The 24,625-nt window shown below is 72.9% G+C and carries 19 protein-coding genes; 6 read left to right on the forward strand and 13 right to left on the reverse strand.

Translation table 11 applies throughout. From position 1 onward, the window contains the following. Positions 1-93 precede the first annotated feature (93 nt). Genes ACFYR0_RS20295 through rsmH form a run of 10 tightly spaced genes read right to left on the reverse strand, consistent with a single transcriptional unit; the run spans position 94 to position 12,490 of the window. On the reverse strand, positions 94-888 hold the full coding sequence (locus ACFYR0_RS20295; protein ID WP_389329593.1) for a cell division protein FtsQ/DivIB: 795 nt from the start codon (positions 886-888) through the stop codon (positions 94-96). Positions 889-913: 25 nt separating this feature from the next. After that, positions 914-2,011, reverse strand: coding sequence for an undecaprenyldiphospho-muramoylpentapeptide beta-N-acetylglucosaminyltransferase (gene murG / locus ACFYR0_RS20300; protein WP_389329596.1), 1,098 nt, complete (start codon positions 2,009-2,011; stop codon positions 914-916). Positions 2,012-2,017: 6 nt separating this feature from the next. Then, a complete protein-coding gene (gene ftsW / locus ACFYR0_RS20305) occupies positions 2,018-3,382 on the reverse strand; it encodes a putative lipid II flippase FtsW (protein ID WP_389329599.1) in 1,365 nt (454 codons plus the stop codon). Positions 3,383-3,402: 20 nt separating this feature from the next. Beyond that, positions 3,403-4,830 carry a UDP-N-acetylmuramoyl-L-alanine--D-glutamate ligase gene (gene murD / locus ACFYR0_RS20310; RefSeq protein ID WP_389329602.1) on the reverse strand — a complete coding sequence of 476 codons (1,428 nt, stop codon included), beginning with the start codon at positions 4,828-4,830 and terminating at the stop codon, positions 3,403-3,405. Then, positions 4,812-5,882 carry a phospho-N-acetylmuramoyl-pentapeptide-transferase gene (gene mraY / locus ACFYR0_RS20315; RefSeq protein WP_389329806.1) on the reverse strand — a complete coding sequence of 357 codons (1,071 nt, stop codon included), beginning with the start codon at positions 5,880-5,882 and terminating at the stop codon, positions 4,812-4,814. The genes murD and mraY overlap by 19 nt, the downstream gene beginning before the upstream one ends. Beyond that, complete coding sequence (gene murF / locus ACFYR0_RS20320; RefSeq protein WP_386380373.1) at positions 5,882-7,297, reverse strand: UDP-N-acetylmuramoyl-tripeptide--D-alanyl-D-alanine ligase; 1,416 nt, start codon at positions 7,295-7,297, stop codon at positions 5,882-5,884. The genes mraY and murF overlap by 1 nt, the downstream gene beginning before the upstream one ends. Before the next feature lie 4 nt (positions 7,298-7,301). After that, positions 7,302-8,957, reverse strand: coding sequence for a UDP-N-acetylmuramoyl-L-alanyl-D-glutamate--2,6-diaminopimelate ligase (locus ACFYR0_RS20325; RefSeq protein ID WP_389329605.1), 1,656 nt, complete (start codon positions 8,955-8,957; stop codon positions 7,302-7,304). A gap of 38 nt (positions 8,958-8,995) precedes the next feature. Continuing rightward, entirely contained in the window at positions 8,996-10,963 is a 1,968-nt protein-coding gene (locus ACFYR0_RS20330) for a peptidoglycan D,D-transpeptidase FtsI family protein (RefSeq protein WP_389329608.1), read from the reverse strand. 5 nt (positions 10,964-10,968) lie between these two features. Then, the gene (locus ACFYR0_RS20335) at positions 10,969-11,475 is read right to left on the reverse strand and encodes a hypothetical protein (protein ID WP_389329611.1); all 507 of its coding nucleotides are present in this window, start codon (positions 11,473-11,475) and stop codon (positions 10,969-10,971) included. A 58-nt stretch (positions 11,476-11,533) separates the two neighbouring features. Further along, positions 11,534-12,490, reverse strand: coding sequence for a 16S rRNA (cytosine(1402)-N(4))-methyltransferase RsmH (gene rsmH, locus ACFYR0_RS20340; protein ID WP_389329614.1), 957 nt, complete (start codon positions 12,488-12,490; stop codon positions 11,534-11,536). 275 nt (positions 12,491-12,765) lie between these two features. Between rsmH and ACFYR0_RS20345 the strand changes: the two genes are divergently transcribed. From ACFYR0_RS20345 to ACFYR0_RS20360, 4 genes are all read left to right on the forward strand, one after another. Then, positions 12,766-13,317 carry a beta-class carbonic anhydrase gene (locus tag ACFYR0_RS20345; protein ID WP_389329617.1) on the forward strand — a complete coding sequence of 184 codons (552 nt, stop codon included), beginning with the start codon at positions 12,766-12,768 and terminating at the stop codon, positions 13,315-13,317. Positions 13,318-13,613: 296 nt separating this feature from the next. After that, complete coding sequence (locus tag ACFYR0_RS20350; protein WP_386380379.1) at positions 13,614-14,648, forward strand: AAA family ATPase; 1,035 nt, start codon at positions 13,614-13,616, stop codon at positions 14,646-14,648. After that, on the forward strand, positions 14,648-16,030 hold the full coding sequence (locus ACFYR0_RS20355; RefSeq protein WP_389329620.1) for a DUF58 domain-containing protein: 1,383 nt from the start codon (positions 14,648-14,650) through the stop codon (positions 16,028-16,030). Before ACFYR0_RS20350 ends, ACFYR0_RS20355 begins: the two co-directional genes overlap by 1 nt. Continuing rightward, positions 16,027-18,501, forward strand: a complete 2,475-nt coding sequence (locus ACFYR0_RS20360) for a DUF3488 and DUF4129 domain-containing transglutaminase family protein (protein ID WP_389329623.1) — start codon at positions 16,027-16,029, stop codon at positions 18,499-18,501. The genes ACFYR0_RS20355 and ACFYR0_RS20360 overlap by 4 nt, the downstream gene beginning before the upstream one ends. 477 nt (positions 18,502-18,978) lie before the next feature. On the opposite strand, the gene ACFYR0_RS20365 is transcribed toward ACFYR0_RS20360, so the two are convergent. The 3 genes from ACFYR0_RS20365 to ACFYR0_RS20375 all read right to left on the reverse strand — a co-directional run bounded on the left by ACFYR0_RS20365 (position 18,979) and on the right by ACFYR0_RS20375 (position 21,216). Next, positions 18,979-19,371, reverse strand: a complete 393-nt coding sequence (locus tag ACFYR0_RS20365; RefSeq protein ID WP_356697056.1) for a DUF3040 domain-containing protein — start codon at positions 19,369-19,371, stop codon at positions 18,979-18,981. A gap of 277 nt (positions 19,372-19,648) precedes the next feature. Continuing rightward, positions 19,649-20,476, reverse strand: a complete 828-nt coding sequence (locus ACFYR0_RS20370; RefSeq protein WP_389329626.1) for a methyltransferase — start codon at positions 20,474-20,476, stop codon at positions 19,649-19,651. A gap of 152 nt (positions 20,477-20,628) precedes the next feature. Further along, the gene (locus ACFYR0_RS20375; RefSeq protein ID WP_389329629.1) at positions 20,629-21,216 is read right to left on the reverse strand and encodes an SAV_6107 family HEPN domain-containing protein; all 588 of its coding nucleotides are present in this window, start codon (positions 21,214-21,216) and stop codon (positions 20,629-20,631) included. A 231-nt stretch (positions 21,217-21,447) separates the two neighbouring features. Between ACFYR0_RS20375 and ACFYR0_RS20380 the strand changes: the two genes are divergently transcribed. After that, a complete protein-coding gene (locus ACFYR0_RS20380) occupies positions 21,448-22,467 on the forward strand; it encodes an ATP-binding cassette domain-containing protein (protein ID WP_389329632.1) in 1,020 nt (339 codons plus the stop codon). Beyond that, entirely contained in the window at positions 22,439-24,583 is a 2,145-nt protein-coding gene (locus tag ACFYR0_RS20385) for a YhgE/Pip family protein (RefSeq protein ID WP_389329635.1), read from the forward strand. Before ACFYR0_RS20380 ends, ACFYR0_RS20385 begins: the two co-directional genes overlap by 29 nt. Positions 24,584-24,625: the final 42 nt, after the last annotated feature.

Raw genomic sequence — 24,625 nt, forward strand, 5'->3', positions numbered from 1 at the left:
CAACGAACACGCCGAACCTCCCGTTTTTCTTTTCACCCTATGTGATCAGCCGTAGCGATGCCCAACCAGGGTGCTGGCCTGCGCTGATGTGCGTCAACTTCCTGATGACGCGGGGGCCGTGGGGACGCTGACGTCGAAGTGCCGCGCGCCGGGGTCCGCTTTCATCAACGCGGAGAGCGTACGGGCCTTAGCATGCCCCTTCTCGGAGCTCCCCCAGGCGACCGTCCGCCCGCCGCTCAACTCCAGTGAGACGGCGTCGAAGGAGCGCACTTCCACGACCCGGGTGTCGCGGGCGACCGCGCGCGGCAGGGCACGGGCCACCCGTACCGCCTCACGGGTCAGCCGGCCCTCGTCGAAACGGCGCAGACTGGCGGCCGCCGAACTCGACCGGGAAACGGTCAATTCCAGGACGGGAACCCCTTTTGGGGCGTCGGAAACCGTGGCGAATCGGACGCCTTCATCGTCCACTTCGATGAACTTTCCGCCATTTTCCACCAGCAGAACCGGAGTGCGCTCAACCACTTTCAGACTGATTCCGTGCGGCCAGGAACGAACCACGTCGACCGTGTCGATCCGGGGCAATTCCCGCCGCAGCCGGGCCTCGACGGCGTCGGTGTCGACCGAGACGAGCGGATCCCCGACCGGCACCTCGGCGGCCCCGGTCACCTGCCGCGGCGTGAGGACCTGGGTGCCGGAGACGGTGACCCGCTCGACACGCAGCCACTGCGAGCCGTACAGCAGCCAGACGGAGCCCGCCGAGAGCAGGACGACGAGGGCGGCCCCGGCGAGCGCCGGCCGGAGCCTGCGGCGCGCGAGACGCCGCACGGGGGGCGGGCCGGACGACTCCTGCTGGCGGTCACCGCGCTCGGCGGTGGTCGATCCGGCCACACTCCCTGCCTTCCGTCATCTGCGCCTAGTGGTGTGCACGACGGGCGGCGATCGCCTCGTACACCATGCCGACGAGCAGTTCGTCGGCGTCGCGCCGGCCGAACTCCCCGGCGGCGCGGGACATCTCGTACAGCCGGTGCGGGTCACCGAGCACGGGCAGAACGTTGCGCTGCACCCACTCGGGGGTCAGCTCCGCGTCGTCGACCAGCAGACCGCCGCCGGCCTTGACCACCGGCTGGGCGTTCAGCCGCTGCTCACCGTTGCCGATGGGCAGCGGGACGTAGGCGGCCGGGAGTCCGACGGCGGAGAGCTCGGCGACGGTCATCGCGCCCGCGCGGCAGAGCATCATGTCGGCCGCGGCGTACGCGAGATCCATCCGGTCCAGGTAACTTACCGGGATATAGGGGGGCATTCCCGGCATCTGGTGCACCTGCGGCAGTTCGTTCTTCGGGCCGACCGCGTGCAGGACCTGGATGCCCGCCTGCTGGAGCCACGGGGCGACCTGCTGGACGACCTCGTTCAGCCGGCGCGCGCCCTGCGAGCCGCCGGAGACCAGCAGCGTCGGCAGGTTCGGGTCCAGCCCGAAGGCGGCGCGGGCCTCCGGGCGCATCGCGGCACGGTCCAGCGTGGCGATGGCGCGGCGCAGCGGGATGCCGATGTAGCGGGCGTCGCGCAGCTTGCTGTCCGGGGTGGAGACGGCGACCCGGGCCGCGTACCGCGAGCCGATCTTGTTGGCCAGGCCCGGCCGGGCGTTCGCCTCGTGGATCACGATGGGCACACCGAGGCGCTTGGCGGCCAGATAGCCGGGCAGCGCCACATAGCCGCCGAAGCCGACGACGGCGTCCGCCCTGGTGCGCTCCAGGATCTGCTCGGCGGCCTTGATCGTGCCGCGCAGCCGTCCGGGGACGGTGATCAGCTCGGGCGTGGGCTTGCGGGGCAGCGGCACGGCCGGGATCAGCGCGAGCTCGTAGCCGCGCTCGGGCACCAGCCGGGTCTCCAGACCCCGCTCCGTGCCGAGGGCCGTGATCCCCACGGCCGGGTCCTGCCTGCGCAGGGCGTCCGCGAGGGCGAGCGCTGGCTCGATGTGGCCGGCGGTCCCCCCACCGGCGAGTACGACATGCACCGAAATTCACCGCTCTCCGGACGAACGCGTGGATACGCGCCGTCGCATCGTGTTCCACCTCCGGGGACTCCTGACGGACCCGGAGACCCCCACCCCCCGCTTTCTACCAAAGCGAGGTTGCCGCATCGCAAGCGCCGCCCGCGCAGCGGGGTCGTCGCGTGCGAAGGCGATCAGCAACCCGATGGCGAACATGGTCGGCAGCAGGGCGGATCCTCCGTAGGAGAACAGCGGGAGGGGGACACCGGCGATCGGCAGCAGGCCGAGCACCGCACCCATGTTGACCACGGCCTGGGCCGTGATCCAGGTGGTCACACCTCCCGCGGCATACCTGACGAAGGGGTCCTCCGTACGTCCGGCCACGCGGATACCCGCATAGCCTAGAGCGGCGAACAGGGCGAGCACCGACAGCGTCCCCGCCAGCCCCAGTTCCTCACCGGTGACGGCGAAGATGAAGTCGGTGTGGGCTTCGGGGAGTTGGCCCCATTTCTCCACACTCGCGCCCAGTCCGGATCCGAAGATCCCGCCGGAGGCCAGGGCGTAGATGCCGTGCACGGCCTGCCAGCAGTCGACCGGACCGGACTGCGGCTCGGTGGCCCCGAGGCAGGCCAGCCGGGCCATGCGGTTGGCGCTGGACCGGATGAGGACCACGCCGATCACGGCCGCGACCGCCAGCACGCCGACGAACAGCCGGGTGGGCGCCCCGGCCAGCCAGAGCAGGCCGAACAGGATGGCGGTCAGGATGATCGCCGTGCCCATGTCGCCGCCGAGCATGATCAGCCCGAGCACCAGGAAGGCCACGGGCACGAGCGGCACCAGCATGTGCTTCCACTGCGTGAGCAGCTTCTTGTCCTGTTTGCGGGCCAGCAGGTCGGCGCCCCACAGCACCAGGGCGAGCTTGCCGAACTCGCTGGGCTGGAGCTGGAAGGGGCCGCCGACGGAGATCCAGTTCTGGTTGCCGTTGACCGACATCCCTATCCCCGGCACCTGCACCAGCGCCATCAGGAAGACCGCGCCCGCGAGGATCGGGTAGGCCAGCGCCCGGTGCAGCTTGACGGGCATCCGCGAGGCCAGCAGCAGCAGCGCGCCGCCGAGCACCGCCGCGAGCAGCTGCTTGCGGAAGAAGTAGGAGCCCGGGAGGGACATCTGGAGCGCCTTGATCTGGGAGGCCGAGTAGACCATCACCAGGCCGAGCACGGTGATCAGCAGGCTGCCGCCGAGGATCAGGTAGTACGCGGTCAGCGGCCGGTCCCAGGCCCTGTGGGCGCGCGTGTAGAACCGCAGGAGCGGATTGTCGCGCGGGGGGCGCGGGGCGGCGGGCCGGGCGGCCTGCCGCTGGACGGGCGGCCTGCCGCCGGTACGGCTACTGGGCATCAGCGCCTCCGCTACGTCGGTCAGGCGCCGAGTTCGCGAACCGCCTCCGCGAACGCGTCACCGCGCTTGTTGTAGTTGGCGAACATGTCCATGGAGGCGCAGGCGGGGGCCAGCAGCACGGTGTCGCCCGGCTGTGCGAGCCGCTGGGCCTCCTGGACGGCCTGGAGCATCGCCCCAGTGTCGGTCCGGTCGAGGTCGACCACGGGTACTTCCGGGGCGTGTCGCGCGAGGGCCTCGCGGATCAGCGCCCGATCGGCACCGATCAGGACGACGCCCCGCAGGCGCTTCGCCGAGGCCGCGACGAGTTCGTCGAAGGTGGCGCCCTTGGCGAGTCCGCCGGCGATCCACACGAGGGAGTCGAAGGCCGCCAACGAGGCCTGGGCGGCGTGCGTGTTGGTGGCCTTGGAGTCGTCCACGTAGCCGACGCCGTCCACATCGGCCACGTGCGCGATGCGGTGGGCGTCCGGGGTGAAGGCGCGCAGTCCCTCGCGCACGGCCCTGGCGGGCACCCCGAAGGCGCGCGCGAGGGCCGCCGCGGCAAGGGCGTTGGCGACGTTGTGCGGGGCCGGCGGGTTCACGTCGGAGACCTCGGCCAGCTCCTGGGCGTTCTTCTGGCGGTTCTCCACGAAGGCGCGGTCGACCAGGATGCCGTCCACCACGCCGAGTTGGGAGGGGCCGGGGGTGCCGAGGGTGAAGCCGATCGCCCGGCAGCCCTCCTCGACGTCGGCCTCGCGCACCAGGTCCTCGGTCGCCTTGTCGGCGACGTTGTAGACACAGGCGACCCGGTTGCCCTCGTAGATCCGGCCCTTGTCGCGGGCGTACGCCTCCATGGAGCCGTGCCAGTCGAGGTGGTCCGGGGCGAGGTTGAGGACCGCCGCGGAGTGGGCGCGCAGCGAGGGCGCCCAGTGCAGCTGGTAGCTGGAGAGCTCCACGGCGAGGACGTCGTACTCCTCCTCGCCGAGGACCGCGTCGAGCAGCGAGACGCCGATGTTGCCGACGGCCGCCGTGCGCAGGCCCGCCGCCTCGAGGATGGCGGCGAGCATCTGCGTGGTGGTGGTCTTGCCGTTGGTGCCGGTGACGCAGAGCCAGGGGGCTGCTTTCCTGCCGTCCTGGCCCCGCAGCCGCCAGGCCAGTTCGACGTCGCCCCAGATCTCGACGCCGGCCTCGTGGGCCGCGGTGAACAGCGGCTTGTCCGGCTTCCAGCCGGGGGCGGTGACGATCAGCTCGGTGCCTTCGGGCAGGGTCGCCCCGTCGCCGAGCCGCACGGTGACGCCCAGCGCCTCGAGTTCGGCGGCCTGGGCGCGGGCCCGCTCGTCGTCGCCGTCGTTGACGACGGTGACCCTCGCGCCGAGCCCGTGCAGCACCTTGGCCGCCGGGACGCCGGAGACGCCGAGCCCGGCGACGGTGACGTTCTTCCCCTGCCAGTCGGTCACTTGTCCGCTGCCCATCCCGCGTAGAAGAGGCCCAGTCCGACGATCACACAGATGCCCTGGATGATCCAGAAACGGACCACGACGAGCACTTCGGACCAGCCCTTGAGTTCGAAGTGGTGCTGGAGCGGCGCCATCCGGAAGACACGCTTCCCGGTGAGCCGGAAGGAGCCGACCTGGATGACGACCGACATGGTGATGAGGACGAACAGGCCGCCGAGGATGGCGATCAGCAGCTCGGTGCGGGAGCAGATCGCGAGACCGGCGAGCACACCGCCGAGCGCCAGCGAACCGGTGTCGCCCATGAAGATCTTGGCCGGCGAGGTGTTCCACCACAGGAAGCCGAGGCAGGCGCCCATCAGCGCCGAGGCGACCACCGCGAGGTCGAGCGGATCGCGCACCTCGTAGCAGGCGCCCGGGTTGGTGAGCGTCTGGGCGTTGGCGCAGGACTCCTGGAACTGCCAGACGCCGATGAAGGTGTAGGCACCGAAGACGAGGACCGAGGCGCCGGTGGCCAGGCCGTCGAGGCCGTCGGTGAGGTTCACGCCGTTCGACATCGCGAGGATCATGAACAGCGCCCAGAGGACGAACAGCACCGGGCCGATGGTCCAGCCGAAGTCGGTGATGAACGACAGCTTGGTGGAGGCCGGGGTGTTGCCGCGGTTGTCCGCGAACTGGAGCGAGAGCACGGCGAAGCCGATGCCGACGATCAGCTGGCCGGCCATCTTGGCCTTGGCGCGCAGACCGAGCGAACGCCGCTTGACGATCTTGATGTAGTCGTCCAGGAAGCCGACCAGGCCCATGCCGACCATCAGGCCCAGCACCAGCAGGCCGGAGAAGGTCACCGAGTAGCCGGTGATGACCTTGGACAGAAAGTACGCGGCGACCGTGGCCAGGATGAAGGCGATACCGCCCATGGTCGGCGTACCGCGCTTGCTGGCGTGCTCGCGCGGGCCGTCGTCGCGGATGTACTGACCGTAGCCCTTCTTGGCCAGCAGCTTGATCAGCAGCGGGGTGCCGATCAGGGTGAGGAACAGGCCAATGACACCCGCGAACAGGATCTGCTTCATCATCGGGCGGAAACCTCACCCTCGGCACCGGTCTCGACGAGCGCCTGGGCAACGCTCTCCAGACCGACCGAACGGGACGCCTTCACGAGTACGACGTCCCCCGGGCGCAGCTCGCTGCGCAACAGGTCGACCGCCGCCTGTGCGTCGGACACGTGCACCGACTCCTCACCCCACGAACCCTCGTTATATGCGCCCAGTTGCAGCCAGGCGGCTTCCCTGCCCCCGACCGCGACGAGCTTGCTGACGTTGAGCCGGACGGCGAGCCGTCCGACCGCGTCGTGCTCGGCGAGCGCCTCGTCCCCGAGCTCGGCCATCTTGCCGAGCACCGCCCAGGTCCGCCGCCCCTTGCCCATCGCCGCGAGCGCGCGCAGCGCGGCTCGCATGGACTCGGGGTTCGCGTTGTAGGCGTCGTTGACGATCGTCACGCCGTCCGGGCGCTCGGTGACCTCCATGCGCCACCGGGAGAGGGTGCCCGCCGAGGAGAGCGCGGTGGCGATCTCTTCCGCGGACATGCCCAGCTCATGGGCGACGGCGGCCGCGGCGAGCGCGTTCGACACGTGGTGCTCACCGTACAGGCGCATGGTCACATCGCTTGCACCGGAGGGTGTGTGAAGCCTGAAGGAGGGCTGTCCGCTGTCCGTGAGTCGTACGTTCTCGGCGCGTACGTCCGCTTCGTCGCTCTCACCGAAGAGGACCACCCGGGCCTTGGTCCGGGAGGCCATGGCGCGCACGAGGGGGTCGTCGGCGTTGAGGACGGCCGTACCGCCCTCCTCCGCCGGGGGGAGGGCCTCGACGAGTTCGCCCTTGGCCTCGGCGATCTGCTCGCGGCCGCCGAACTCGCCGATGTGGGCGGTGCCCACGTTCAGCACCAGGCCGATCCTCGGGGGCGTCAGGCCGGTGAGGTAGCGGATGTGGCCGATGCCGCGGGCGCCCATCTCCAGGACGAGGAACCGGGTCTCCTCGGTGGCGCTCAGCGCGGTCAGCGGCAGGCCGATCTCGTTGTTCAGCGAGCCGGGCGTCCACACGGTGGGCGCCTTGTGCTGGAGCACCTGGGCGATCAGGTCCTTGGTGCTGGTCTTGCCGGCCGAGCCGGTGAGGGCGACGAGGGTGGCGCCGAGCCGGGTCACGACGTGCCGGGCGAGGGCGCCGAGCGCCGCCTGCACGTCGTCGACGACGATCGCGGGCACCCCGACCGGCCGGGAGGCCAGTACGGCGGCCGCGCCCGCCTCGACGACGGCCGGTGCGAAGTCGTGGCCGTCGACCCGTTCGCCGACGAAGGCGACGAACAGGCTGCCGGGCACCACCTCACGGGAGTCCCGGACGACGGGCCCGGTGACCTGCACGGCCGTATCCGGTATGTCGTACGTCTGCCCGCCGACGACTGCTGCGATCTCGGCGAGGGAGAGGGCGATCACAAGTTCATCCCTGGGTCTGCTGGATAGCTTCGCGAAGCACCTGGCGGTCGTCGAAGGGACGGATCACGCCGGCGATGTCCTGGCCCTGCTCATGGCCCTTGCCCGCGACGAGCACGGTGTCCCCGGGGTGCGCGCGCTGCACGGCCGCGGCGATGGCGGCGGCCCGCTCCTCGAACAGGAGCACCTCGCCGCGCTCGTGCGCCGGCACGGCGGCCGCGCCCTGGAGCATGGTCGCGAGGATCGCGAGGGGGTCCTCGGACCGGGGGTTGTCGGAGGTCAGCACGGCCGTGTCGGCGAACCGGGCCGCGGCGGCGCCCATCGGGCCCCGCTTGGTGGTGTCGCGGTCGCCGCCGCAGCCGAGGACGATGTGCAGCCGGCCCTTGGTGACCTTGCGCAGCGCCTTGAGCACCGACTCGACGGCGTCGGTCTTGTGGGCGTAGTCGACGACGGCCAGATAGGCCTGTCCGGCGTCGACGCGCTCCAGCCGGCCCGGCACGCCCGGCACCGCGGCGACGCCGTCGGCGGCCTCCTGCGGGTCGAGGCCGGCCGTTGCCAGGGCGACGATCGCGGCGAGGGTGTTGGCGACGTTGAACGGGCCGGGCAGCGGCGACCTGGCCGCGAGCTGCTCGCCGTTCGGGCCGTGCACGGTGAACGTGGAGTCCATGGGGCCGATCTCGACGCCGTCGGCGCGCCAGTCGGCGTCGGGGTGGCCCTCGGCGGAGTAGGTGACGACCGGGACGGTCGCCTCCGCCGCGAGCCTGCGGCCGTACTCGTCGTCGAGGTTGACGACGCCGCGTTTGCTCCGTTTCGGCGTGAACAGCTGCGCCTTGGCCCGGAAGTAGTCCTCCATGTCGGAGTGGAACTCCATGTGTTCCGGGCTGAGGTTGGTGAACACGGCCACGTCGAAGACACAGCCGTCGACCCGGCCGAGGACCAGGGCGTGGCTGGAGACCTCCATGGCGACCGCGTCGACACCGCGCTCGCGCATGACGGCGAACAGGGCCTGGAGGTCGGTGGCCTCGGGCGTGGTGCGCTCGGACTTGATGCGCTCGTCGCCGATGCGCGTCTCGACCGTGCCGATCAGCCCGCTGCCGCGGGAGGTCTTCAGACCGCCCTCGACGAGATAGGCCGTGGTGGTCTTGCCGGAGGTGCCGGTGATGCCGATCTGGAGGAGGTCCTCGCCGGGGCGGCCGTAGATCTCGGCGGCCAGGGCGCCCATCCGGGCGCGCGGGTCCTCCACGACGAGCACGGGCAGACCGGTGGCGGCGGCGCGCTCGGCGCCCGCCGGGTCGGTCAGCACGGCCGCGGCGCCCAGCCCCGCCGCCTGCGCGACGAAGTCGGCGCCGTGCACGCGGGCCCCGGGCAGGGCGGCGTAGAGGTCGCCCGGCCGGACGGCGCGCGAGTCGTGGGTGATGCCCGTGACGGCGGCGGCGCCCTCGGGGGCGGTGGCATCCAGCCGTTCGGCCAGGTCCGCGAGGGGTGTGGCGGCGACCTGGGCCGGCCGGGGCGGTCCCGGGTGGGTCACGGGGGCGCCTTTCCGGGTGGTTCGGGACTGATCAGCATGTGGCACGGCGGTGAGCGTACCGGGCTCACCCGCCGCGGGGCGAAGCGAGGTGTGGGGGGTGCTCTGGTTCCCGGGATCTGGGGTGGTCGTGGTCACGGGCTGGTTCCTCGCTGTTGTGCGCTGATCAGGTTCGGTCAGGGGCGGTAGCTGACGGGCAGGTTGGCGGGGGCGGCCCCGGTGGGCGGGACCTGGAGGGTCTTCAGGGCGAACTCCATGACCTTCTTGTAGATCGGGCCGCAGATCTGGCCGCCGAAGTAGTCGCCCTTGGTGGCGTTCTGGATCGCGCAGTAGACGGTGACGCGGGGCTTGTCGGCGGGGGCGAAACCGGCGAAGGAGGACGTGTAGCCGCGGTACATGCCGGTGGCCGGATCCACGCGGTTGGCCGTACCGGTCTTGCCCGCGACGCGGTAGCCGGGGATGCGCGCCTTGGTGCCGGTGCCCTCCTCGTCGTCCACGACCGACTCCAGCATCCGGGCGAGCGTTCTGGCCGTCTTCTCGCTGACCACCCTTTGTTTCCGGGGCTCCGGGGCCGGGGTGAAGCGGCCGTCGGGGCCCTTGGTGCCGCGCACGAGGGTCGGCTCGACGCGGACGCCGCCGTTGGCGACGGTCGAGTACACGGAGGCTGCCTGGAGGGCGTTGACGGAGACGCCCTGGCCGAAAGGAATCGTGTACTGCTGCGAGGTGGACCACTGGCCGGGCGGGGCGAGGATGCCCTTGGTCTCGCCGGGGAAGCCGAGGCCGGTGTAACTCCCGAGGCCGAACTTGCGCAGGTAGGAGTACAGGACGCGGTTCGCCTCGGGCTGGGTCCTGCCCAGCTGGCCGGTGGCGAGGATGGTGCCGATGTTGCTGGACTTGGCGAGCACGCCGTTGAGCGTGAGGTACCAGGTCTTGTGGTCGATGTCGTCCTTGAAGAGGCGGTCGCCCCGGTGCAGCCGGTTGGGCACCACGACATGCGTCTCGGGCGTCGCGGCCTGCTCCTCCAGTACGGCGGCCATGGAGATGACCTTGGCGGTGGAGCCGGGCTCGTAGGCGTCCAGCAGGGCGGAGTTGGCGAGGGCGGCCGGGTTAGCCCTGGTGAGGTCGTTGGGGTCGAAGCCGGGCGAGTTGGCCATCGCGAGGATCTCGCCGGTGCGGGTGTCCTGGACGATGACGTAGCCGCGGTCGGCGCGGGACTCGCGCACCTGCTCGGAGATGGCGTTCTGCGCGGCCCACTGGATGTCGCGGTCGATGGTCAGCTCGATGTCTGAGCCGGGCACGGCGGGTGTCTCGGTGGAGCCGGCCGTGGGCACGTGGCGGCCGCCGGACTGGGCGTAGCGGATCTTGCCGTCCTTGCCGGCGAGCTGTTCGTCCAGCTGCTGCTCGATGCCGCCACCGCCCTTGCCCTCGGCGTTGACCCAGCCCAGTATCCCGGCGGCGAGGTCCCCGTTCGGGTACACCCGCTTGCTGCTGGGGACGGCGAGGACGCCGGCCAGCACGTTGACGGTTCCCGGGTCGGTCTGCGCCTTCTTGGCCAGCGCCGACTTCAGGTCCTTGATCTGCTGCCAGACCAGCGGGGTCTGGCGGCGCGCGAGCAGGGCGTAGCGGAGCTTGTCGTCCTCGGGCCGCAGCTGCTTCACGAGGCCGGCCTGGTCCTGGCCGAGGATCGGCGCGAGCAGCGCGGCCGCCTGTTCGGGACCGTCGCCGATCTTGAGCTGCTCGCGGCTGAACAGCGTGGGGTCGGCCGTGATGTCGTACGCGTCCACGCTGGTGGCCAGGGCGACCCCGCCGCGGTCGGTGATCTCCCCGCGCTCGGCGGCCAGCACCTGGCCGACGTAGCGGTTCTCCTCCGCCTTCGCCGCGTAGGTGCTCGCGTCGACGGCCTGCACCTGGAGCAGCCGTACGACGAAGGCGACCGTCACCAGGGTCAGGGCGAGACCGATCATGCGCAGCCGGGGGCGGGGGCTGCCGAGCCGCAGCGGCCGTGGCCCGGCCGGCCGGGATGCCGCCGGGCGGCGGACGGGCCGGGGGGGCCGTGCGCCGGGGCTCTGGGGCCTGCGCCCCGAGGGCCTGGCGGGCCGCGCGGGTCCGGGCACCCGTCGGCGCGGGGGTTCCCTGTCGGTCACTTCCGTCACCTGCCGGGGGTCGGGATGGGCGTGGACTGGGGCGGGGCGGTGGAGGCCGGCGCGGTGGTGGCCGCCGGGGTCGCGGCCGTCGCGGGGAGGGCCTCGGGGGCCAGCACGACCGGGCCGCGGGCGTCGGCCTGCTCGGGGGCGGCGGCCGGGGAGGGGACGCCGAGCACCTTGCCGCCGGGTTCCAGGAAGGCCGGGTCGCCGCCGGGGACCATGCCCAGCTCACGGGCGCGGCGCTGGAGGGCGTCCGGCGCGGAGTAGGCGTCGATGTCGCGCTGGAGGGCCTGTTCCTGGTCGGTGAGGTCCTTGGTGGCCTTCTGGAGGTCGGCGAGCCGGAAGGACCCCTCGCTGAGCGCGGAGTTCAGCACCAGCAGGCCGATCAGGCCGCCGCCGAGCAGCAGGACGACGAGGAGGACGAAGGGGGTGCGCGCGGCGCGGCCGGGCCCCGCCGGGAAGAGCCGCGCCAGCCGGGCGGCCCGGCCCCTGAGTTCGGGTCTGCCGTTCACTCGCCCTCCCCCGCGTGCTCCGGCCCGTGACTGCGCCCCGTCGCCCGGCTCACGCCCCTCATTCGATGGCCTCCCTGATGCGCTCGGCACCGCGCAGACGCGCCGGTGCCGCTCGCTTGTTCTCGGCGATCTCTTCCTCGGTGGGAAGTTCGGCACCGCGTGTGAGCAGCTTGAGCCGGGGCTGGTACCGCTCGGGTACCACGGGCAGTCCGGGCGGGGCGGTGGACGCGGCACCGGCCGCGAGGACCTGCTTGACCAGGCGGTCCTCCAGCGAGTGGTACGACAGCACGGCGATCCGTCCGCCCACCGCGAGGGACCGCACCGCGGCCGGGATGGCCCGCTCCAGCACGGACAGCTCGCCGTTGACCTCGATCCGCAGCGCCTGGAAGGTCCGCTTGGCCGGGTTGCCGCCGGTGCGCTTGGCGGCCTGCGGGAGGGAGTCGCGGATCAGCTCCACCAGCCGGGCGCTGTTGCCGAAGGGCTCCTTCTCGCGCTCGCGCACGACGGCCGCGACGATCCGCTTGGCCTGCTTCTCCTCGCCGTAAGCGCGCAGGATGCGCACCAGTTCGCCGGGCGGGTAGGTGTTGAGGACCTCGGCCGCGCTGATCCCGGTCGTCTGGTCCATGCGCATGTCCAGGGGGGCGTCCTGGGCGTAGGCGAAGCCGCGGTCGGCCTCGTCGAGCTGCATGGAGGAGACGCCGAGGTCGAACAGGACGCCCTGGACGCGCGGGACGCCCAGCCGCTCCAGCACCTCGGGCAGTTCGTCGTAGACCGCGTGCACGAGGGTGGCGCGCTCGCCGAAGGGGGCGAGGCGTTCGCCGGACAGCCGGAGGGCTTCCTTGTCGCGGTCGAGGGCGACGAGCCGGGCCTCGGGGAACTGGGTCAGAAGGGCTTCGCTGTGGCCGCCGAGACCGAGGGTGCAGTCGACGACGACCGCGCCGGGCTGCCGCAGGGCGGGGGCCAACAGGTCCAGGCACCGCTGGAGCATCACCGGGACGTGTCGACTGTTGCTCAAGGGGGCCCTCTCAGGTCCGGCGGGGGCCGTACGCACCGCCGGGTCCCCGCCCTCGTGGGGAAGTATGGGAGGCGGGCAGAGCCTGGCCTCCCGCTTCGCGTCACTTTAGTCCACCCTGTCTTGCGGTCAATCAACCGGCCCGCGCGTGGCGGCGGGGCCCGGTGGCGCCGGTCACACGCACCTGTTGTGCAGTGCCTCACAACAAGAACTCAATGGCGTTCTTTGTCCCCTCTCACAGCGGGCCTGCCCCGGTGGTGACCAGTACCGTCATAAGCATGACGACTTCTGCATCGATTCCCACCGGCTCCGAGGGCTCGATAGCCCACGTCGACACGGTCACCGACCGTCTGGTCTCGGCGAACGAGCAGTACGCCGCCGCCTTCACCGACCCCGGGATGGACGCCCGTCCCGTCCTGAAGGTCGCCGTCGTGGCCTGTATGGACGCCCGTCTGGACCTGCACGCAGCGCTGGGCCTGGAACTCGGCGACTGCCACACCGTCCGCAACGCCGGCGGTGTCGTCACCGACGACGTCATCCGCTCCCTCACCATCAGCCAGCGCGCGCTCGGCACCCGCAGCGTGGTCCTCATCCACCACACGGGCTGCGGTCTGGAGACCCTCACCGAGGAGTTCCGCCACGACCTGGAGATGGAGGTCGGCCAGCGTCCGGCCTGGGCCGTGGAGGCCTTCCGGGACGTCGACCAGGACGTCCGGCAGTCCATGCAGCGCGTGCGCACCTCGCCGTTCCTGCTGCACACCGACGATGTGCGCGGCTTCGTCTTCGACGTCAAGACGGGTCTGCTGCGGGAGATCGACCCCGCCGAGTGACCGGGAGCCGTCCCCCCGGGCCGCCCTTCCGGGGCGGCCCGATCCGCACGACGGCACCGGCCGGTGAGGCTCGTTCTTCGCGGATTCCCCGTTCTCCCGGACACAAAAGGTCCTAAGACCCGACATATCGCAGCCAGTTGTCCACAGTCGAGTGACACGAACCGGTAACGGCAACAAGAATGCGGTTGTGGCGACACGCGGAACCTTTCTCGCGTGCTGCCCGTATTTCGGGGTGGGCCGGATTCGCGTCACGGAGCGTCGGCCCGGCAACAAGTGAACGGGCCGAGGAGGGCCGGGTGACGACCTATGACGATCGAGCGAGCCTCACTGATCTGACCGCCACCGTCGATCGGGTACGCAGCTCGGTGGAAGCGGTGATCGAGGGCAAGCCCGAGGTCGTCCGGCTGTCCCTGACCGTGCTCCTGGCCGAGGGGCACCTGCTGATCGAGGACGTCCCGGGCGTCGGCAAGACCATGCTCGCCAAGGCCCTGGCCAGATCCATCGACTGCTCGGTGCGGCGCATCCAGTTCACGCCCGACCTGCTGCCCTCGGACATCACCGGTGTGTCCATCTGGGACCAGCAGCGCCGTGACTTCGAGTTCAAGCCGGGCGCGATCTTCGCCCAGATCGTGATCGGCGACGAGATCAACCGCGCCTCGCCCAAGACCCAGTCCGCGCTGCTGGAGTCCATGGAGGAGCGCCAGGTCACCATCGACGGGCAGACCTACGAGCTGCCCAGCCCGTTCATGGTGGTGGCCACCCAGAACCCGGTCGAGATGGAGGGCACCTACCCGCTGCCCGAGGCCCAGCGCGACCGCTTCATGGCCCGGGTGTCCATCGGCTACCCCAGCGCCGAGGCCGAGCTCCAGATGCTCGACGTGCACGGCGGGGTCAGCCCGCTGGACGACCTGCAGCCGGTGGCCCACGCGCACGAGATCGTGAAGCTGGTCGAGGCCGTGCGCGGGGTGCACGTCGCCGACACCGTCCGGCGCTACGCCGTCGACCTGGTCGCGGCCACCCGCACCCACCCCGACCTCAGACTCGGCGCCTCCCCGCGCGCCACCCTGCATCTGCTGCGCGCGGCCAAGGCCTCCGCCGCCCTGAGCGGCCGCGAGTACGCGCTGCCGGACGACATCCAGGCCCTCGCCGTCGCCGTGCTGGCGCACCGGCTGCTGCCCACCGCGCAGGCCCAGCTCAACCGCCGTACCTCCGAGCAGGTCGTCCAGGAGATCATCCAGCGCACCCCGGTGCCCGCCGGAACCCAGCAGAACGCGTTCGGTCTGGGCCGCGGCACGCAGGGCTTCGGCCAGCAGCCGCCGCGGAGGCTGTGATGAGCGACCCGGCGACGAGGGCGACCGGCCGGCCGGAGACGGAGGCGGGCGGCAAGGGCCCGGTGCGCACCGCGCTGGCCGGCCTGACCACCCGCGGGCGCTCCTTCCTGGCCGCCGGGATCGCCGCCGCCGTGTGCGCCTACGTCCTCGGCCAGAGCGACCTGCTGCGCGTCGGCCTGCTGCTCGCCGTGCTGCCGCTGGTGTGCGCGACCGTGCTCTACCGCACCCGCTACCGGGTGGCGGGCAGCCGCCGCCTCTCCCCCGCGCGCGTGCCCGCGGGCTCCGAGGCACGTGTGCACCTGCGCATGGACAACGTCTCCCGGCTGCCCACCGGCCTGCTGATGCTCCAGGACCGGGTGCCCTACGTGCTCGGTCCGCGGCCGCGCTTCGTGCTGGACCGGGTGGAGGCCGGCGGGCGCCGCGAGGTGTCCTACCGGGTCCGCTCCGACCTGCGCGGCCGCTACCCGCTGGGCCCGCTCCAGCTGCGCCTGACCGACCCGTTCGGGATGTGCGAACTGACCCGGTCCTTCTCGACGTACGACACGCTCACGGTCATCCCGCGGGTGGAGCCGCTGCCGCCGGTGCGGCTGGCCGGCGAGGCGACCGGGTACGGGGACGGGCGGCAGCGCTCGCTGGCCCTGGCCGGCGAGGACGACGTCATCCCGCGCGGCTACCGCTACGGCGACGACCTGCGCCGCGTCCACTGGCGCTCCACCGCCCGCTACGGCGAGCTGATGGTGCGCCGCGAGGAGCAGCCGCAGCGCTCCCGCTGCACGGTGCTCCTGGACACGCGGGGCCTCGCCTACCGTGGCGCGGGCCCGGACTCCGCCTTCGAGTGGGCCGTGGCGGGCGCCGCCTCGGTCCTGGTCCACATGCTGGAGCGGGGCTTCTCGGTCCGGCTGCTGACGGACACCGGCAGCGCGGTGCCCGGTGAGGGCGCCGACGGGTTCGCGGGCGCCAGCCAGGAGTCCGCGGACGCGGCCGGGCTGATGATGGACACCCTCGCGGTGATCGACCACTCCGACGGCACCGGCCTCTCCCACGCCTACGACGTACTGCGCGGCGGGAACGAGGGGCTGCTGGTCGCCTTCTTCGGCGACCTCGACGAGGAGCAGGCCACGATCGCCGCCAAGATGAGCCGGCGCAGCGGCGGCGCGCTCGCCTTCGTGCTGGACAGCGACACCTGGACCCGTGAGCCGTACGACGTGGCGGGCGCGGGCGACCGGAGCGAGGAGCGGCTGCGCATGCTGCGCGAGGCCGGCTGGACGGCACTGGGTGTGCCGCGCGGGGCCGGGCTGGGCGACCTGTGGCGGCAGGCGGACCGGGAGCGTTCGGGCCTGGTCGCGCCGGGCGGCACGACGGCCGGGGAGGGGAGCCGATGAGCGGAAGTGCCCGGATGGCGCTGTGCGCGCTCGCGGCCACCCTGCTGACGTCCTGCGCCCTGCTGCCGCTGGTCGAGACGCCTGCCTGGCTGATGCACGCCGCGCTGCTGCTGGCCGTCCAGACCGGTGTCGGGGCGGCGGCCCGGCGGGTGCCGCTGGCGCGCTCGCTGACCGTGGCCGTGCAGGCGCTGGTCTCGCTGGTGCTGCTCACCCTGTCCTTCGCCCGCTCGCAGGCCTTCCTCGGGCTGATACCGGGCCCGGAGGCCGTCCAGCGCTTCGCCGATCTGCTGGACCAGGGCGCGCGGGACGTCGAGCGGTACGCGATCCCGGCGCCGATGTCCGACGGCATCCAGCTGATGACGGTCGGCGGGGTGCTGCTGATCGGGCTGATGGTGGACGCGCTGGCGGTGACCTACCGCAGCGCGGCCCCGGCCGGGCTGCCGCTGCTCGCGCTGTACTCGATCGCGGCCGGGCTGGCGGACGGCGCGGGCGGCTGGGTGTGGTTCCTGCTCGCCGCGAGCGGCTATCTGATGCTGCTGCTGGCCGAGGGCCGCGAACGGCTCTCCCAGTGGGGCCGGGTCTTCGCCGGCGGCCCGCGCACCCCGGGCGCCCTCTCGGCCCCCGGCGGGGCGGTGGCCCCGGTGCGCACCGGACGGCGGATCGGCGTGGTGGCGCTCGGCATGGCCCTGGTGGTGCCGCTGGCCCTGCCCGCGATGAACGGCGGACTGCTGGACGGCACGGGTTCGGGCGTCGGCCCCGGCGGCGGGGGCGACGGGCCCCCCTCCTCGGTGAACCTGCTGGTGTCGCTGCGCGACAGCCTGAACGTGGACGAGGACCGCACGGTCCTGGTGATGCGCTCCGACTCCGAGAACGTGTCCAACCCGTATCTGCGGATCACGTCCCTGGACGAGTTCGACGGCACCACCTGGCGCCCGACCCGCCGCAACACCGTCGACGTCCCCGAGAAGTTCCCGGCGCCGGCCGGCCTCGGCCCCGACGTCCCGCGCTCCGAGGTGCGCACCCGGCTCGCCGCCGCCGACTGGTACTCCCAGGACTGGCTGCCGATGCCGTACCCGCCGAGCGGGGTGGAGATCGGCGGCCGCTGGCGGTACGAGCCGGCCGGCATGACGGTGACCGGCGACCGGGGCGAGAACACCCGGGGCAAGACCTACGAGGTGACGAGCCTGGAGGTCCGGCCGACGGCCCGCCAGCTCGCCGGTGCCCCGCAGGCGCCCGCCGCGATCCAGCGCCAGTACACGGAGGTGCCGGACTCGGTGCCCTCGGTGGTGGCCCGCACGGCCCGCGAGATCACCGCGGACGCGTCGAACCCCTACGAGCAGGCCGTCGCGCTCCAGGAGTACTTCGCGCTGACCGGCGGTTTCCAGTACGACACCGAGGTGAAGGTCGGCGACGACCGGGAGGCCATCGCCCGGTTCCTCCGGGACAAGCGCGGCTTCTGCGTCCACTTCTCCTTCGCGATGGCGACCATGGCCCGCTCGCTGGGCATCCCGGCCCGTGTCGCGGTCGGCTTCGGGCCGGGCTCGCCGCAGGCCGACGGCACGGTGTCGGTGGGTCTGCGCGACGCGCACGCCTGGCCGGAGCTGTACTTCGAGGGCGTCGGCTGGACCCGCTTCGAGCCGACGCCGACCCGGGGCGTCACCCCGCCCTACACCCTCCCCGAGTCCTCGGGCAGCAGTGATCCCGAACTGCCGGAGAACGCCCGGCCGTCCGAGGCGGCACCGTCCGCGGAGCCCTCGGACAACAGCAGCTGCTCGGCCGAGGACAAGCGGCTGGATGCCTGCGCGGGCGCCCTGCCGCTGGACACCGGCTCGGCCGGGGACGACGGGCCGTCCTGGTACCGCCTCACCACCTGGGTGCTGCTGGGTCTGGCCCTGGTCGCCCTGCCGCTGGCGCCGATGCTGTACCGGCTCAGGCGGCGCTCGGTGCGGCTGGGGTCCGCACGGCACGGCCCGTCGGCCGGGGCCGCGCGCGCCGACGGGGTCGAGGTGACCGTGCTCGGACCCGGTGAGCCGCCCGGGCAGCTCGCGGCGGAGGCGGCGGCGGGGCATGTCCTCGCCGTGTGGCGCGAGCTCACGGACACCGCCTGGGACTACGGCATCCCGCCGGACGAGGCTCTCACTCCACGCAGGGCGGCCGAGCGGATCGTGCGGCTGGGAGAGCTGGACGAACCGGCCGCGGAGGCCGTGCACCGGGTGGCGGGCGCGGTGGAGCAGGTGCTGTTCGCGCCCCGGCCGCAGGCTGTGTCGGGGCTCGCCGACGACGTTCGCCGGGTGCGGGGCGCGCTGCGGTCGCGGGTCAGCCGGGCGACGCGGGTGCGCTCGGTGGTCGCGCCGCGTTCGGCCGTCCGGGCGGTGTGGGACCTCGCGGACCGCTGGGCCGCGGCCAAGGAGCGGCTGTCGGCCCGCCTGAGCGCGCTGCCGCGCAGGGCGTCGGGACCGCGCGGCGGCTGACGGGGCACGGCCATGACCACGGCCCCGGCCCGGAGATTCCGTGCCGGGGCCGGGTTGTCGGCGGGGTGCGTCAGCAGGGTGCGTCCGCAGGCCGAGCCACGGGGGGCCGGGACGTCGATGGGGCGGCTGGGCGCCGACGGGGTTGGCCACGCCGACGGGGGGTGGTCACACCGACGGGGGGTGGTCACACCGGCGGGGGGGTGGCCACGCCGACGGGGGTTGGCCACGCCGACGGGGGTTGGCCAACCGGTGGGGGTTGGTCACGCCGGTGAGGTTGGTCAGGCCAGGGGCGCCGGGCTCGGTGGGTGCGCACTTCGCGGCGCAGCTCCAGTGCCGCTCCACCGCCGCTCCGGCCCGTCGCTGCCTCGGCTCGAGCGAGGCCGGCCGGATCGGCTCAGGACGGGCATGCGTGAGGGGGCTGCCGCCCTGGGCGGCAGCCCCCTCACGCATGCCTACGTCGTGGGAGCGAGGGGTTGATCAGTGGCCCTGCTGCTCGTCGCGGCGCCGCTGCCAGCGCTGCTCGATGCGGTCCATCATGGAACGCCGCTGGCGCCCCTGATGGCGGCCGTGCTGACCGGCCGCGTGCTGTTCGCCAGGCCTGGGTGCCTTGCGCCAGCCGGTCACCGCGAGTACCGCACAGCCCAGCATGACGAGGAAGCCCACCACGCTGAGCCACACCTGCTTGGCGACCATTCCAGCCATGAGGAGCGCGATACCTACGAGGAAGCCCGCGACCGCCTGGTAGACCCGTCGCCGGGTGTACGTACGCAGCCCGCTTCCCTCAAGCGCTGTCGCGAACTTGGGGTCTTCGGCGTACAGCGCTCGCTCCATCTGCTCAAGCATTCGCTGCTCGTGCTCAGAGAGCGGCACGGAGTCCTCCTCATCGTGCAGTCGCCGGGGCGACCCGGGGGGTCCCTTCAGGATAGGCAGGGAATCGCCCCCGTGAAACCCGCCCCTCTGCGCCATTTGGCCAACCAGATCCCGCCATGCGCGGCTCGGCCCGCTGGGGGTTCATTCCCCGGCGGCCGACCCGTCATGCCGGGGCGGTCTCCCTCGATCATACGGCGCGAACCATCCGATCGGGGGGCCTGTGGCGGACTCCATGCGGAGACGACCCCGCTGATCAGCGCCGCGTCACAGACGGCACTCAGGCACCGTCCGCCCCGCGCAGCTCACCCAGCACATGGAGCTGGGTGGCCACCGCGTGGAACGCGGGCACCTCGGCCGCGGCCTCCTCCAGCCTGAGCAGCGCCTCCAGGGCGCCCGGCTCGGTGTCCACCAGCACGCCCGGCACGAGGTCGGCGAAGACCCGTACGCCGTGCACGGCGCCGACCTCCACCCCGGCACCCTCGACCAGCGCGGAGAGCTGCTCGGCCGTGAACCGGCGCGGCATCGGGTCGCCCTGGCCCCAGCGGCCGTCCGGGTCCGACAGGGCCTGCCTGGCCTCCTTGAAGTGCCCCGCCAGGGCGCGGGCGAGCACGGCACCGCCGAGCCCGGCGGCGAGCACGCTGACCACGCCCTCGGAGCGCAGCGCGGCCACCGCGTTGCGCAGGCCCTCGGCGGGGTCGTCGACGTACTCCAGCACGCCGTGGCAGAGCACCGCGTCGTACGCGCCGCGCTCGACCACGTCGAACAGGCCGTGCACATCGCCCTGCACACCCGTCACCCGGTCGGCGACCCCGGCCTCGGCGACGCGGCGCTCCAGGGCGAACAGGGCGTTGGGGCTGGGGTCGACGACCGTCACCCGGTGGCCGAGCCGGGCCGCGGGCACCGCGAAGTTGCCGCTGCCGCCTCCGGTGTCGAGGACGTCCAGCGACTCCCGGCCCGTGGCCTTGACCCGTCGCTCCAGGGCGTCGCGCAGGACCTCCCAGACGACGGCTGTACGGAGGGCCGCGCGAGGACGAGGGGGGTCGGAGCGCAGCGACGCCGCATGAGGGTGGTGGTGGGTGACGGGCGGGCGCATCGGGTCCGACACGACATTGACTCCTCGGCGCGGCACCGCCTCTTGCGCGGCGGAGCGAACGGTCGCCCCCTCCGTCCTCCGGGGTGCGGGGCGGGGAGGGCATCAGGCGTCTCCACCCTATTGCCTTCACCGTCCTGACAGGTCATCGCGCTCGGGGCGTCCGCTCAGCCGGCGTCGGGCATCTCGTGATGTGGACTTCCCGGGGCGGGGGCAGGGGTGGCCGGCGGGCCGGCGGTGTCGGTGTCGGGCCGGGGCTGGGGCAGCACCGGCTGGAGGAGGAGCATGCGCTCGACGAGGCGGACGAACACGGCCACGTCGCGTATCAGGTCGTCGGCGTCCCGGCGGGTGGCCGCGCCCTGGATGCCGGCCTCGGCCCGCGCGCGGCGGCGGGCCCCGGAGGCGAACAGCGCGCTCCACTCGCTGAGCTCGGGCGCGATCTCGGGGAGCACTTCCCAGGCGCTCCGGATACGGGCGCGGCGCCTGGGCGTGGGTTCGGGCCGGCCCCGCGCGGCGAGCACGGCGGCGGCGGTGCGCAACGCGGCCAGGTGGGCCGTGGCGTAGCGCTCGTTGGGGGTTTCCAGGACGGCGGCCTCGTCGAGTCCGGCACGGGCCTGGGCGAGCAGGTCGAGGGCGGCGGGAGGGGCCGAGGACCGGCGCAGGACGGGGTGCACGTCGCTCGCCGGACCGGTCGGTGAGGGGGCAGGGCCGGTGGCGCCGCGCCGGCGCGCGGCGGCTGCGTGGTAGCTGGCCATGACGAACCTCCTGTCGTCTGCGGACGGCAGATCCTGATACGGAGCGCCGTATGTGCCCATCGTGAGCTATGCCACTGACAATCCGTTCCGACCTGGTCTTTTCCCTCGATCACAGGTTCGAACCCTCGTGCGACCGGGGCTCGGGGCGGCGCGGCTTTTGCTTCGCGGCGAGGTTCGGGCTAGTTTTTGAACTGACCAGTCAGTTCAAAAACGGGGAAGCAGGGGGAGGTCATGGGGGAAGCCGTAGCCGAAGGCGGCGGTCTCGCCGTCACGGCCCGGGACTTCGGGCTCGAAGGCCCGAGGGGGTGGGCGTTCCGCGATGTCGCGGTCGACGCGCCGCCGGGCTCGCTGATCGCGATCGAGGGGCCGTCGGGAACGGGGCGCACCTGTCTGCTGCTCGCCCTGACCGGCCGGATGAAGGCCACGCGGGGGACCGCGGCCGTGGGCGACCTGGCCCTGCCCCGGCGGATGGCCGCCGTGCGGGGCGTCAGCGCCCTGGCGCACGTGCCCGGGGTCACCGACCTCGACCCGGCGCTGACCGTCGCCGAGCATCTGCACGAGCGCGCGCTGCTCCAGCGGCGTTTCACCGCCTCCGTCCGCGCGCTGCTGCGGCCCCGCCGGGAGCGCCGGGCCGAGGCGGCGCTGCGGATCGACACCGCGCTGGCCGCCGCCGGTCTCGACCTCGCGGCCCTGCCCAAGGGCCCACGGACAGCCGTACGCGATCTGGAGCGGCTGGAGGCGCTGCGGCTGTCCGTCGCGCTGGCGCTGATCGGCCGGCCGCGGCTGCTCGGCGTCGACGACACCGATCTGAAGCTCTCCGACTCCGAGCGGGCCGAGGTCTGGTCCCTGCTCGGCTCGCTGGCCGCGGGCGGCACGACCGTGCTGGCCGTGTGCAGCGAGGCCCCCGAGGGGGCGGTGGCCGTGTCCACCGGGGCTCCGGGGGGCGCCCCGGCGGACACGGCCGACGAGAACGCCGACGAGAACACGGACGGGCGGACGCCCGCGGCCGACACGGACGCCACCACCGAGGACCGCCGCGGCGCGAGCCCCGAGGACGCCCCCGCCGGGGACCGGAGCGACGCGACCACCGAAAACGCCCCTGGCGGGGACCGGGGCGACGCGACCGGCACCAACCCGGACGCGACACCGGCCCCGGCCGACCCCGACGCCGACACGCACCCGGCCCGCGCGGACGCCGACGACCCGAAGAAGGAGGCGGCCGATGCGCTCGCCGAAACTGGCCGCTCTTGAGCTGCGGAGGTTCGCACGGGGCCGGCTCCCCCGGGCCGCCCTGGTCGCGCTCCTGCTGCTGCCGCTGCTCTACGGCGCGCTGTACCTGTGGTCGTTCTGGGACCCGTACAGCCGTCTGGACCGCCTCCCGGTCGCCCTGGTGAACGACGACAGGGGCGCGACCGCCGACGGCAGGAAGGTCCACGTGGGCGACGACATCACCGAGAAGCTGCGCGAGAGCGACGTCTTCGACTGGCGGGAGGTGAGCGCCGAGGACGCCCGCGCGGGCGTCGAGGACGGCACCTACTACCTGTCGCTGACCATGCCCGCCGACTTCAGCGAGCGTATCGCCTCCAGCTCGGGCGACTCCCCGGAGACGGGCGCCCTCCAGGTGCGCACCAACGACGCGAACAACTACATCGTCGGCCAGATCTCCCGGACCGTCTTCAGCGAGGTGCGCACGGCGGCGTCGACGAAGACCTCGCGGTCCTTCCTGGACAAGATCTTCATCTCCTTCTCCGACATCCACGGCGCGACCGAGAAGGCCGCGAGCGGGGCCGACCGGCTCAAGGGCGGCATCGACAAGGCGGAGAAGGGCTCCAAGGACCTCGCCGACGGCCTGAAGGACGCCAAGAGCGGCAGCGGTGACCTCTCCAAGGGCGTCAAGAAGCTCGACTCGGGCGCGGGCGACCTGGAGGACGGCTCCGCGAGCGTCGCCGAGGGCACCCAGGCGCTCGCCGACAAGGTCAACGGGCTCGCCGACAAGGTCGGCCCGTTCCTGCGCGAGAACGAGAAGAGCATCGGGGAGACGGCCCAGTTCGTCGCCGACGCCGCCAAGGCGGTGCGCGACAACCTGGACGAGCTCCAGGAGCGCGCCCCGGCCGCCGCGCGGGACGCGAGCGACGCGTCCGACCGGCTGGCGGAGGTGTACCGCACCCGCTGCGAGGACGGCACCGCGCCGGCGCCGCCCGCCCCCGCGGTCTCCGGCTCCCCCGCCGACGTGGTGCCCGCTGCCGGGCCCGACGCGGCCTGCCCGGATCTGAAGATCGCCAAGGACGCGGCCGCCGACGTCGCCGGGATCGCCCAGGACCTCAAGGACCTGGCCGCCGACCCCGAAGGCGAACTGGACAGGCTCGACCAGCATCTGGCGACCCTCCAGAAGCAGGCCCAGGCGCTCGCCGACCGGGCCCCGCATCTGTCGGAGGACCTGGACGAGGCCGTCTCCAAGATCAACAAGCTGAACACGGGCGCCGGCAAGGTCGCCGCCGGGGCGAAGAAGCTGCACTCCGGCCTGGGCACCGCGAAGACGGGCGCGGTCGACCTGGACGAGGGCGTCGGCCGGCTCAAGACGGGCGCCTTCGACCTGAACGGCGGCCTGTTCAAGCTCGTCGACGGCTCCGGGAAGCTCGCCGACGGCCTGCACGACGGCGCCGAGCAGATCCCCGACTACGACGAGCCCGAGCGCGACCGGCGCACCGCGGTCATGGCCGACCCGGTCCAGCTCGCCAGCCAGGCCCTGCACAAGGCGCCCAACTACGGCACCGGTTTCGCCCCGTACTTCATCCCGCTGTCCCTGTGGGTCGGCGCGATGGTCGCCTACATGCTGATCTCCCCGCTCAACCGGCGGGCCCTGGCCGCGGGCGCCTCCGCCTGGCGGATCGCGCTGGCGGGCTGGCTGCCGGTCGTGGCGATCGGCGTGCTCCAGACGTCCGCCCTGATCGCGGTGCTGCACTGGGCGATCGGCCTGCAGATGGCGCGGGCGGCCGGGACGGTGGCCTTCCTGTGCCTGGTCACGGCCTGTTTCGCGGCGATCGTGCAGTGGCTCAACGCCCGCTTCGGCGCGGCCGGGCGCATCCTGGTCCTCGCCGTGCTGATGCTCCAGCTGACCTCGGCGGGAGGCACCTACCCCGTGCAGACCAGTCCGGGATTCTTCAACGCGATCCACCCCTGGCTGCCCATGACCTACGTCGTGGAGGCCCTGCGGCGCCTGATCAGCGGCGGCGGGCTGGGCCCGGTGTGGCAGGCCGTCGCGGTGCTGGCCGCGTTCACGGCCGGGGCGCTCGCGCTGACCGCCCTGTCGGCCCGGAGCAAGCAGGTGTGGACGCTGGACCGGCTGCACCCGGAGCTGAGCCTGTGAGAACCCCGCGCTCCGTCGAGCCGCCGAAGGAACCGGCCTCCG

Origin of the sequence: Streptomyces sp. NPDC005017 (assembly GCF_042873115.1) — a bacterium.
Taxonomy (GTDB): Bacteria; Actinomycetota; Actinomycetes; order Streptomycetales; family Streptomycetaceae; genus Streptomyces.

Bases quoted from the DNA above. Each gene is read 5' to 3' on its own strand.
- ftsW (WP_389329599.1), bottom strand. From the start codon at position 3,382: ATGCCCAGTAGCCGTACCGGCGGCAGGCCGCCCGTCCAGCGGCAGGCC.
- murD (WP_389329602.1), bottom strand. From the start codon at position 4,830: ATGGGCAGCGGACAAGTGACCGACTGGCAGGGGAAGAACGTCACCGTC.
- mraY (WP_389329806.1), bottom strand. From the start codon at position 5,882: ATGAAGCAGATCCTGTTCGCGGGTGTCATTGGCCTGTTCCTCACCCTG.
- ACFYR0_RS20345 (WP_389329617.1), top strand. From the start codon at position 12,766: ATGACGACTTCTGCATCGATTCCCACCGGCTCCGAGGGCTCGATAGCC.
- ACFYR0_RS20355 (WP_389329620.1), top strand. From the start codon at position 14,648: ATGAGCGACCCGGCGACGAGGGCGACCGGCCGGCCGGAGACGGAGGCG.
- ACFYR0_RS20360 (WP_389329623.1), top strand. From the start codon at position 16,027: ATGAGCGGAAGTGCCCGGATGGCGCTGTGCGCGCTCGCGGCCACCCTG.
- ACFYR0_RS20375 (WP_389329629.1), bottom strand. From the start codon at position 21,216: ATGGCCAGCTACCACGCAGCCGCCGCGCGCCGGCGCGGCGCCACCGGC.
- ACFYR0_RS20380 (WP_389329632.1), top strand. From the start codon at position 21,448: ATGGGGGAAGCCGTAGCCGAAGGCGGCGGTCTCGCCGTCACGGCCCGG.
- ACFYR0_RS20385 (WP_389329635.1), top strand. From the start codon at position 22,439: ATGCGCTCGCCGAAACTGGCCGCTCTTGAGCTGCGGAGGTTCGCACGG.